The organism is Neorhizobium huautlense, from assembly GCF_002968575.1.
In the GTDB taxonomy this organism is placed as follows: Bacteria; Pseudomonadota; Alphaproteobacteria; order Rhizobiales; family Rhizobiaceae; genus Neorhizobium; species Neorhizobium huautlense.
Window position 1 is genome coordinate 1 of the sequence record NZ_PVBM01000055.1, and the last position, 9267, is coordinate 9267.

Consider the following 9267-nt stretch of genomic DNA (forward strand, 5'->3'; position numbering starts at 1 on the left):
GGCTGATCATGCGAAAGCCCGCAAAACCGGCTTTCATTCTCGCCTGGTCTCCCTGGCGACGAACCCATCAGGCGCAAGCCATGCTCGCCCACTACAGAAAACGAGATCAGCTACAACTGTAGTACTAGTCGGGCAGACGCGACTCACCGATCTTTCTGATGACGTTGCGATGCTCTTCACGCGGCTTTACGGCAAAGATCAGCACCATTTGCGCCCCGAGATCAATCCCCAGCCAAAAGACGGCGCCGGGCATGGCGTCCAGCTCGAGGCAATGTTTAAGTACAAGGTCACGGATTTGTTCAACATCGGCTTCGGCGGCCGCAATTGGCGCGCGACATCGACTGGCGCCGCTCATTTCGAGGAGACGGCGGCCGGTGGCAGGCCGCGGGTCCTACATTGGAAGGTTGAGCGTTACGGCGTGCTCGGGCAGGCAAGCATCAAGGACAACGGGACCGTTGAGACAAGCTGCACGATCAGACTTGTCCTCTAGTGTCACGAAGGGCCGAGCCTCGCGGGCGGCGACCGCGAGGCTCACGGCAAAACATGCGCGCTTAACCCCATTAACCGGAGTCGGACGAAAGTTATTTCGCTGGCGCCCAGCAGCAGCCACGCCCTGCTGAAGTCAAAGTTAGTCGGTACGTGTGTGGCCCTCGGTCTCGGCCTTTCGCGGTCGCGCTGTCCACTCTCCCACTTATGTCTTGTTAAGGGGCAGTCCGGTCGCGAAAAGCATCGAAGGCCGCAGCAACCGCGCGAACCACGAAGCGATGCTGCCGCCGCACGCGAATACGCCCATTTTCGATGTCCACTATCCCGTCCTTAGCCAAAATCGCCAAGCGTTCAGTTGAATCGAGAAAGCGGATCGGATTAGATCCGTAAGTGGCACAAATTGCCGGCACATCGGCCTCGAGATCGCACATTAGTCGTTCGATAATTGCAGCTCTCACCCGGTCGTCGTCAGTGAGGCGCCAGCCCTTTGACGTTGCAAGGCGACCCGCTGAGATACGCTGCATGTAGGCATCCCGGGTAACTTCGTTCTGAATGTATCCTTCGCCGACACGGCCGATGGCCGCTGCGCCAAAACCGACCAGAGTTTTGCAGGTGTCGGCTGAGTAACCGAGGGAGTTGCGCCGCAGGCGCCCGGTTTTCTGGGCAAGCACGAGCTCGTCGTCCGGCAAGGCGAAATGGTCGAGCCCAATCTCGCAATAGCCGGCGGCAATCAGCGTCACGGCCATGGCTGCATCCTGTTCGGCGCGGCCTGCGCTATCCGGAAGAGATGCTTCCTCGATGAGGCGCTGGTTCTCCACAAGGGCAGGAATGTGCGAGTAGCAGAACACTGCAAGCCGGTCGGGGCGCATGGCAACTGCTGCCCTCGCGGTCTCGACGCAGGATTGCACCGTTTGATGCGGGAGACCGAATATGAGGTCGAAGTTGATGCGGCTTACTCCGTGCCGGCGCAGCATTTCGACGGCAGCCGCGGTCTGCTCCACGTTCTGGACCCGGTTGATCGCCTTTTGAACGATGGGATCGAAGCTCTGGACGCCGAGGCTCGCGCGAGTCACGCCAGCTTCTCCCAAAGCTCCGGCCATGTCCTCGGTGAATGTGCGTGGATCGATTTCGACGGCGATCGTAGCTGCCTTCTCGAGAGCGAAATGCCGTCCCAGGAATTCCATCAAAGCGAGAAACTCGGCTGGCCCCATGAGAGTCGGCGTTCCGCCTCCGAAATGTACGTCGTTCACCGGTAGGGCCTGCGGCGCTTGCTCCGAGACCAAACGGATCTCGTCACGCACCATCGCCAGATAATCGAGGATAGGCGCATCATGGCAGGTGATGGTGGTAGGGAAGCCGCAATACCAGCACATCGATCGACAGAACGGAACGTGGAGATAGAGTGACACCGGATCGTCAGCCGGTAAGTTCCTGAGCCATTCCATATAAGCGCTGGGGCCTACCGTCTCGGAAAAGTCTGGCACAGTCGGATAGATGGTGTACCAAGGCAGGCGGGCCTCGCGATATTTTGCCAATGTTGAAGTCTGCAACAGTTACCGTCCTATGCTGGTTAACTCTCATCCTTACCGCTGCGCGCTCCCGTCCACAATTAGGGATGATCCTCGAATCAGCCTAGCTGCCGCACGCTGACCCCTTCCCGGCTTTGTCCGGAAGGTACGGCGATTGCCGAAGCTACACCACGCGGTGGGACACGATTCCTTCTGCAATACCGTATGGGGAATTCAGAATTTGTGAGCCAACCGCCACGGGCATCTTCGCCAGTTATGGGCAGACGTCACAACTTCCAGAGCTGACTGCGCAAGTGACGTGCCATCTTGGCGACGCAGCTGCGATTTTGGGCTTAATCTGCTGGCGACCTTGGTTTGCGCTCCCTTCCTTTTGCTCTGGAGATCAAGCCGAGCAACAAAAACAAACGTTCCGATAAGGTTCGTGTGTCCGATACGCGACAGGTTTTGTTCAGTGGTGACAGCATTTGTTTGCGGTGCGCTTGACATCGAGAGTCCATGTGGCGACAGCTCGGATATCTCGCCGGGTGCGCACGACGCGATATAATAGTCACGAGCGACACCGAGGATGCGATCCTTACAGCCTGGCCCGACCGCAAGCGTGATCCGAGACCACCGTCGGCCCAAGCAAAACCAATCAGCTTCCGTCGCAATCTTTCGATCAGGAACGATCAGATCGGCACTGATGGTTTTTGGAAAAGCAATTATGGGGAGTTCGTACTCCTTGGCGATCGAAGAATTGAGGGATGAAAGCACCCCTGCCCCACCCCCGCGTATCATATCAACCGTTTCGATGTCGGACCCGCCTTGTAGCAACCGACGACTAGAAAGCGGGCATAAGCCGCATCCGACGCTTGAAACGCCGGCGGTTTGCGGACGCATCAGCAAGATCGGTCGCAGCCATGCGCGGGCCATGCTGGTGGAGGCAGCATGGGCGGCAGCAAAGGCGCCGGGGCCGCTGCACGCCTTCTTCGTCCGGATCAGAGCCAAACGCGGCCACCAGGTCGCAGCCGTCGCAGTGGCTCGAAAGCTTGCGGTTCTGGTCTGGCACATGTTGACCAAGCAGGCCGACTATCAATGGGCTCGCCCGAGTCTCGTGGCACACAAGATTCGCGCAGTGGATTTACTGGCCGGGAAACCGCAGAAGAAGGGAAACAAGTCTGGCCCTGCTGCCTATGCCTATAACGTCAAGAAGCTCCGTGATCAGGAGATGCGCTTCGCTGAACAAGCGCAAAAGGGCTATGAACGCTTCGTCGATACGTGGCGTCACACCCGCCTGATGAAAAAGGCGCGCGGACGCCTCAATCCGGCAGGCTCGAGCAAGGTGGTCTGACGGTGCTTTCAGCCGATGCACCGCACTTCACCACGAGGTCATCCGCGCAAGGAAAAAATACCATATTTTTGAGCAAAGCGCTTATCGATCTGATCTGTGCTGTGCAGCATTGCATAGCGCGGCAATCAGGATGAGACGCGCATTGCCTCGCCTGAACTGCTCCCTGAGAATGGGTTATTGCCTCATCTAAATTGCTCCCGACGAATCAACCTCGGGAGCTTTGATGAGGAAGGTAAGCATGGCGACACGTGCGGAATTGGTGGCGGCGATCAGTTGTCGCTATGTGTTAGGCGGGCGGGCCGAGAAGGCGAGGATGTTAGACGAGTTCGTGGCACTCACGGGCTTTCATCGCAAGCATGCGATGCGACTGCTGCGAGGAGAACGCGAACCGGCGAAGGGTGGTCCTCGGCCAGGGCACCGGGTTTACGGCGATGACGTGCGGGCAGCGCTCGTCGTTGTTTGGGAGGCGTCGGATCGAATTTGCGGCAAGCGACTACACCCCCTGTTGCCAACACTGATCGAAGCGATGGAACGTCATGGACACGGCGATATGAATTGCGAGACGCGCCGGCAACTCTTGACGCTGAGCCCAGCGACGATTGATCGAGTCCCCAAGGAGATTAAAGCGAGCGCCACGGGTCCGCGGCGCCGGAAAGGATCAACGTAGTGTTCCCGTTCGAACCTTCTCGGATTGGGATGACCCCGCACCCGGCTTTGTCGAGCTGATCTCGTTTCTCATTCCGGCCCATACGCGAGGGGTGCCTTCTCTCAAACGCTGGTGTTGACCGATATAGCCACGGGCTGGACGGAATGCGCGCCGCTGCTGGGCTTCGACACCGACAACGACAGTGTGTTCACGAACGAGAGTGTTCATGAGTATTGCTTGCGCGATAATATCGAACTCACCCGTTGCCGCCCCTACCGAAAGAATGATCAGGCATTTGTTGAGCAGAAGAATGGCGCGATCGTGCGCAAGATCGTTGGATACCGACGCTTCGAGGCGCTGCGAGCCACTCGGGAGTTGGCCAAGCTTTATTCTTCAATGCGGTTGTTCGTAAATTTCTTTCAGCCATCATTCAAGCTGAAAGAAAAGCACCGTGACGGAGCAAAGGTGGTCAAGCGCTATCATCGTCCCGCCACGCCCTATCAGCGGCTGCTTGACGACCCACGCACGCCGGAGGATACATACCTTCGGCTCAAGGCGATCTACCTGACACTCGATCCGGTCCGGCTGCTCCGCGACATACGCCTGGCACAAGAGAGATTGGTCGAAATTGCTGAGAAGCCTGATGGTTCGCCTGCCACCGACGGCGAGGCATTACCGCTCGAAGACTTTCTGTCTGGCTTACGGATTGCTTGGCGTGGTGGTGAAGTGAAACCGACTGCCCGCTCCAAGCCAGCGGCCAAGCGAGAGCGGCGGAGGCCCGATCCTCTACTCGCCGTCACTGCCGAACTCGAGGAATGGTTCGAGGCGGAGCCCTGGCGAACTTCGCGAGAGTTGCTTGAACGCTTGCAGGTCAAATACCCCGGCGTGTATCCCGATGGCCTCATTCAGCGCCGTGAAGGCCGACGCCGAATGGATTGGCATGCAGAACGCCCATTCCAATTGACGAGACCCGCGCTTGGCCCCGACATGGAGAAAGTTGGTAAGTCCGTTGGCGAAGAAATCGATGCCGGACTATGACGTGCTTTGCTCGGCACTGTCATTGTCGACATCATCGCCCAGTGCGACAAGGCGTTCCTCGAGACCAAGGGCATCATCAAGGGCGCGATAAAACCTGATCGACACCGGTCGTGCCGAACCTGCTGGCTTATACAAGGCTCCGCTGCCATGGCAGGTCACCGCCTCGACGCACTGGCGAGTAGTTTGTCGCCTTGGACACGGCACCTCGTCCAACGGGCTTCTGAGCATTTGGAAAACGGATAAGTCTCATCCAAACAATCAATTTTACCAATCTTCGAGAATCCCGCATAGAACCGCCCTGCGGTGGCCCACTGTGCCGGCGCAATGATTCATCGTTTGGATGCGCACTGAAACGCAGATTTGCATGACATGGCCATATGCAACTCGTACTGCGCGGATATCGAACGTGCTGCCCCGATTTATCGGGCCGCGCTGGAGATTCACAGCTATCTGGATTCGCCCTCGTGACGATCGCGTCGATGATCCGACCTGAAGTTGGCGCATTTTGAACGATTAGCCGGAGCAACCGAATGCACGTTCTCGATTTTAATCAGATAACCCAGATCTTCATGAAATCGCTCGAGCTGGTCTTCGTCTTCGCCACCATTTGTGCCGCGCTGGAGCTGATCATTCCGGCTTATCGATACAGTCTTGCCTCCTATGTTCGCGGCGTGCGGAATTGGATTATTCGGCTCGGATTGGGTGCGTTTATCTGGCACTTCTTCGCTGTGAGCCTGACTTGGCTAGGCATAAAGCCGCTGATAACAATCAATTTCGGTGCGTTGCTTCACTCTGACAACGCAATCATCAACAGTGGATTGGCTGTCCTGTCAGGAGTTTTAGTCGCGATTGCCGGCGACTTTTTTTACTACTGGATGCACCGCGCTCAGCATGCTGTTCCATTCCTCTGGCGCCTGCACGCAACTCACCACTCGATCCGCGAATTGACGGCATGGAATTGCAATCATCACATCACCGAGCCACTGATTTACGCAGCTGTGGTAGCACTACCACTTGCTCTGATCCATTTTGAATCTGGCGTAGTGCCCGTTGTTGCCATGACCCTGATTACCTTTCAGGCCCATCTTTCGCACTCTAGTACCCGCATCAATCTTGGGCCTCTTCGATACATCATTGGCGATAACAAATTCCACCGCATTCACCACTCGATGGAACCGCATCACCGGCACCGAAACTACGGCTTCTTTACAACCATTTGGGACAGTATTTTTCTGACGGCATACTGGCCAAAAAAGAATGAGTGGCCGGAAGTTGGCATGCGAAACCAGCCCGAACCGCTCACCGTACGCGATTACGTTATGTTCCCATTCGATCGACGTCGCTGGCGCAGAGCAAAAGTCGGAAATGCTGCTGAGGCTAGGGATTGAACGAGTGGAGGTCTTACACGTCGATTTCAGCCCACAAGTACTTTGGAAGTATCCATCCGAGGTAAGCCGCAGGATTTTTGCGGTTGCGCGTGGTAAGCTTTCGGAATGGAGATCGACGAGGGTCTGCAGCCGTCGGAAGAGCTGTTTCCGAAACTGTTTCCGAGGTAGCGGGGATTTCCATCGCCTTGATCGCCTTCCACTCCCAAGGCAAGAGCTCATGCAGGCGGGAGGCGGGAAGCTCGGCGATGCGGGCCAGCACGTCGGTACGCCAGGCCTTCGGGTCGATGTCGTTGAGGCGAGCGGTCGTAATCAGGGTCAGCATGATGGCGGCCCGGTCTGCGCCGCGATCGGAACAGGCGAAGCTCCAATTTTTCTGCCGCAAGCCACGCCGCGCAGGGCTCTTTCCGCCGCGTTATTCGTCATGCAAATCCTGCCGTCATCGGCGTATCTGGCAAAGTCGGCCCAGCGCGACAGCATGTAGTTGATCGATTCGATGACCGGTGAGGAGCGTGAGAGGCTCTCCTGTTCCTGGCGCAACCAGGCCTCCAGCTCGATGAGCAGCGGCTTGCTCTTTCCTGGCGCACGGCAAGCCGCTCCTCGGCGCGTCTGCCGCCGATATCGCGCTCGAAGGCAAACAATGCGTCGATGCGTTTAACTGCCTCCAGCGCCGTCGCCGAGACAGGCCGTGCGCCTTTACCGCTGCGCGCACTGCGAGAGACGTCGGCCAGCTCGAAGAACTTCCGGCGCGCATGGGCAAAGAAGGCCAGCGTCACCGGTGTTGTTTCTTGGTCAGAACAAGAGCAGTCCGAAATCGATGGGATGGAAGGCTCCCGCTCCGCCGGTGCTAAGATGGCATCGGTTAGGATGGACAAACCGGGAGCGTTCGAATGAAAGAGATTTCTACCGTAGGCATCGATATAGCGAAATCGGTGTTCCAGGTTCATGCGATTGATGTCGATGGCAATGTAGTTGTGCGGCGACAGTTACGTCGCCAACAGATGCTGAAATTCTTCGCGCAGGTGCCACCCTGCCTCATAGGCATCGAGGCTTGCGGAACGGCTCATTATTGGGCCCGCGAGCTTTCGGCTCTCGGGCACGACGTGCGGCTGATGCCGCCCGCCTATGTGAAGCCTTACGTCAAAAGGCAGAAAAATGACGCCGCCGACGCTGAGGCGATCTGTGAAGCAGTGACGCGACCGACAATGCGTTTCGTGTCGGTGAAGTCCGTAGAGCAGCAGTCAGCGGCGATGTTGCACCGTTCGAGGGCTCTGCTCATCAAGCAACGCACGATGCTTCTGCACTCCATCCGTGCCCATCTTGCCGAGCTTGGCATTTCGATTGGTGTCGGAATTAGTCAGATGGCACGCGTTGTCCGCGAGCTTGCTCAAGGTGAACGATCAGATCTGCCGGAGCTTGCCCGGTTCGTCCTTGAGGCGCTGGCGAGGTTAGTTTGCGACCTGGCGCAACGCCTTCAAGCAATCGAAAAGAAGCTTATCTCCTGGCATTACAAAAATGACCTATCGAACTGACTGGAAACCATACCTGGTGTGGGGTTTGTCACAGCGTCGGCCCTGTCGTCGATTGTCCCCGATCCGCAGGCTTTCAAGTCCGGGAGACATTTTGCCGCCTGGCTTGGCTTGGTGCCGCGGCAGAACTCCTCCGGAGGCAAGGCGCGGCTTGGCCACATCAGCAAGCAAGGAAATCCATATATCCGGCAATTATTGGTGCTCGGCGCAACCTCTGTTTTACGCTACGTTCGTCGCGACGGAGGTAGCGGCACAGGATGGATCGGTGGCTTGTTAAGACGTCGGCCGCCAAAGGTCGCAGCCGTCGCACTTGCCAACAAGATGGCTCGCATCGCGTGGTCGATCATGACGCGAGGTGGCGAATATGAGGAAATCAACGATCTGAGAGCGGTTCAGCCCGCAAATAGCTGAGGCCGTTCAAAGTTTGAGGCGAAAGAGGTAAGTGAAGGCAGCAACTCGATCCCGATGGATCGGCCGAACCCGTTTAGCGTAGCGGACGTTAGAGTCCGTCTAATCGATTGGGGGCACGATCCTGGCGGATCCCTTCAAGGCCAGCAGTCGAAAGAAGGGCTGCATCAAAGGCCGGACACACGACTGCACTCGAGACGCGCTGCATAACGAAGCCATTTTCCCTCAACGCGGGAGCCTTCCACACACTACGCTAAGGCCGAACGGAACAGGAACGATGTTGTAGTTCGGACCTGCAGCATTCGATCTCTGTCGATTGCCATCGACATGCGCCAGTTTTGATTTTTCTGTCCGGCCCGACTCGACAATACTCGACGCAGACTGGTCATGGATTGAGTCGGGCGATGACAAAGCGAAAGCTTCTCAAAGGTCAGGATCGCCGGAAGCTTGTCGATATCCCAGTCGACGAGGACAGCTCAATCCGACGCTATTCGTTGTCATTGGCGGATCGCCTGGAGATTGAACTGCGGAGATGTAAACCCAATCGGCTCGGCTTTGCCATCCAGCTATGTCTAACGCGATACCCGGGTCGAGTGCTTGGAGCAGAAGAAATTCCGCCTCGCGCCATGTTGAAGTATGTTGCTGATCAGACCGGCACCGCTCCAGACGATTTGCCCTCTATGCACGCTGTGAAGAAACCCGTCGGGATCATATGCGCGGCTAATGGTCCATCTGCATATCAGAAGCGCGACGCTGCAAGATCTGTCAAGCGAAGCGAAGAATGCGGGGCGCATTGCCTCAAGCAAAATGTTACCGATAGTGTTGATGCTCCCGATGGGATGGTGAAGGTTCGCTGTCCCAGTTCGGGGGATGGATGGCACGGCGGATCAGCATGGCGACTCGGACGGAACTGATT

The 9267-nt window shown here is 57.2% G+C and carries 3 protein-coding genes and 7 pseudogenes; 7 read left to right on the forward strand and 3 right to left on the reverse strand.

The annotated features are described in order from the left end of the window. Positions 1-490, forward strand: a pseudogene (locus C5L12_RS26870) (hypothetical protein); the annotation flags it as partial. Positions 491-701: 211 nt separating this feature from the next. Here the strand turns inward: C5L12_RS26870 and hemN are convergent. Then, positions 702-2036: an oxygen-independent coproporphyrinogen III oxidase gene (gene hemN / locus C5L12_RS26875; RefSeq protein ID WP_105375069.1), complete on the reverse strand. Its 1335-nt coding sequence runs from the start codon at positions 2034-2036 to the stop codon at positions 702-704. A gap of 850 nt (positions 2037-2886) precedes the next feature. Between hemN and C5L12_RS26880 the strand changes: the two are divergent. From C5L12_RS26880 to C5L12_RS26895, 4 genes and pseudogenes are all read left to right on the forward strand, one after another. Next, positions 2887-3345: pseudogene (locus C5L12_RS26880) on the forward strand (IS110 family RNA-guided transposase); the annotation flags it as partial. Positions 3346-3568: 223 nt separating this feature from the next. Next, positions 3569-4942, forward strand: a pseudogene (locus tag C5L12_RS26885) (transposase); the annotation flags it as partial. Between the two features lie 73 nt (positions 4943-5015). Continuing rightward, positions 5016-5147, forward strand: a pseudogene (locus tag C5L12_RS28935) (adenosine kinase); the annotation flags it as partial. A gap of 412 nt (positions 5148-5559) precedes the next feature. After that, positions 5560-6417: a sterol desaturase family protein gene (locus tag C5L12_RS26895; protein ID WP_105375070.1), complete on the forward strand. Its 858-nt coding sequence runs from the start codon at positions 5560-5562 to the stop codon at positions 6415-6417. Positions 6418-6430: 13 nt separating this feature from the next. Here the strand turns inward: C5L12_RS26895 and C5L12_RS29290 are convergent, their stop codons facing one another. Next, positions 6431-6739, reverse strand: a complete 309-nt coding sequence (locus C5L12_RS29290; protein WP_425350831.1) for a transposase domain-containing protein — start codon at positions 6737-6739, stop codon at positions 6431-6433. Then, positions 6733-7361: pseudogene (locus C5L12_RS26900) on the reverse strand (IS66 family transposase). The gene C5L12_RS29290 and the pseudogene C5L12_RS26900 overlap by 7 nt, the downstream one beginning before the upstream one ends. Here C5L12_RS26900 and C5L12_RS26905 point away from each other — a divergent pair. Both C5L12_RS26905 and C5L12_RS26910 read left to right on the forward strand, forming a co-directional pair. Further along, positions 7305-8354, forward strand: a pseudogene (locus C5L12_RS26905) (IS110 family RNA-guided transposase). The pseudogenes C5L12_RS26900 and C5L12_RS26905 sit on opposite strands and share 57 nt — an antisense overlap. A gap of 401 nt (positions 8355-8755) precedes the next feature. Further along, positions 8756-9113, forward strand: a pseudogene (locus C5L12_RS26910) (DUF4158 domain-containing protein); the annotation flags it as partial. Positions 9114-9267 lie beyond the last annotated feature (154 nt).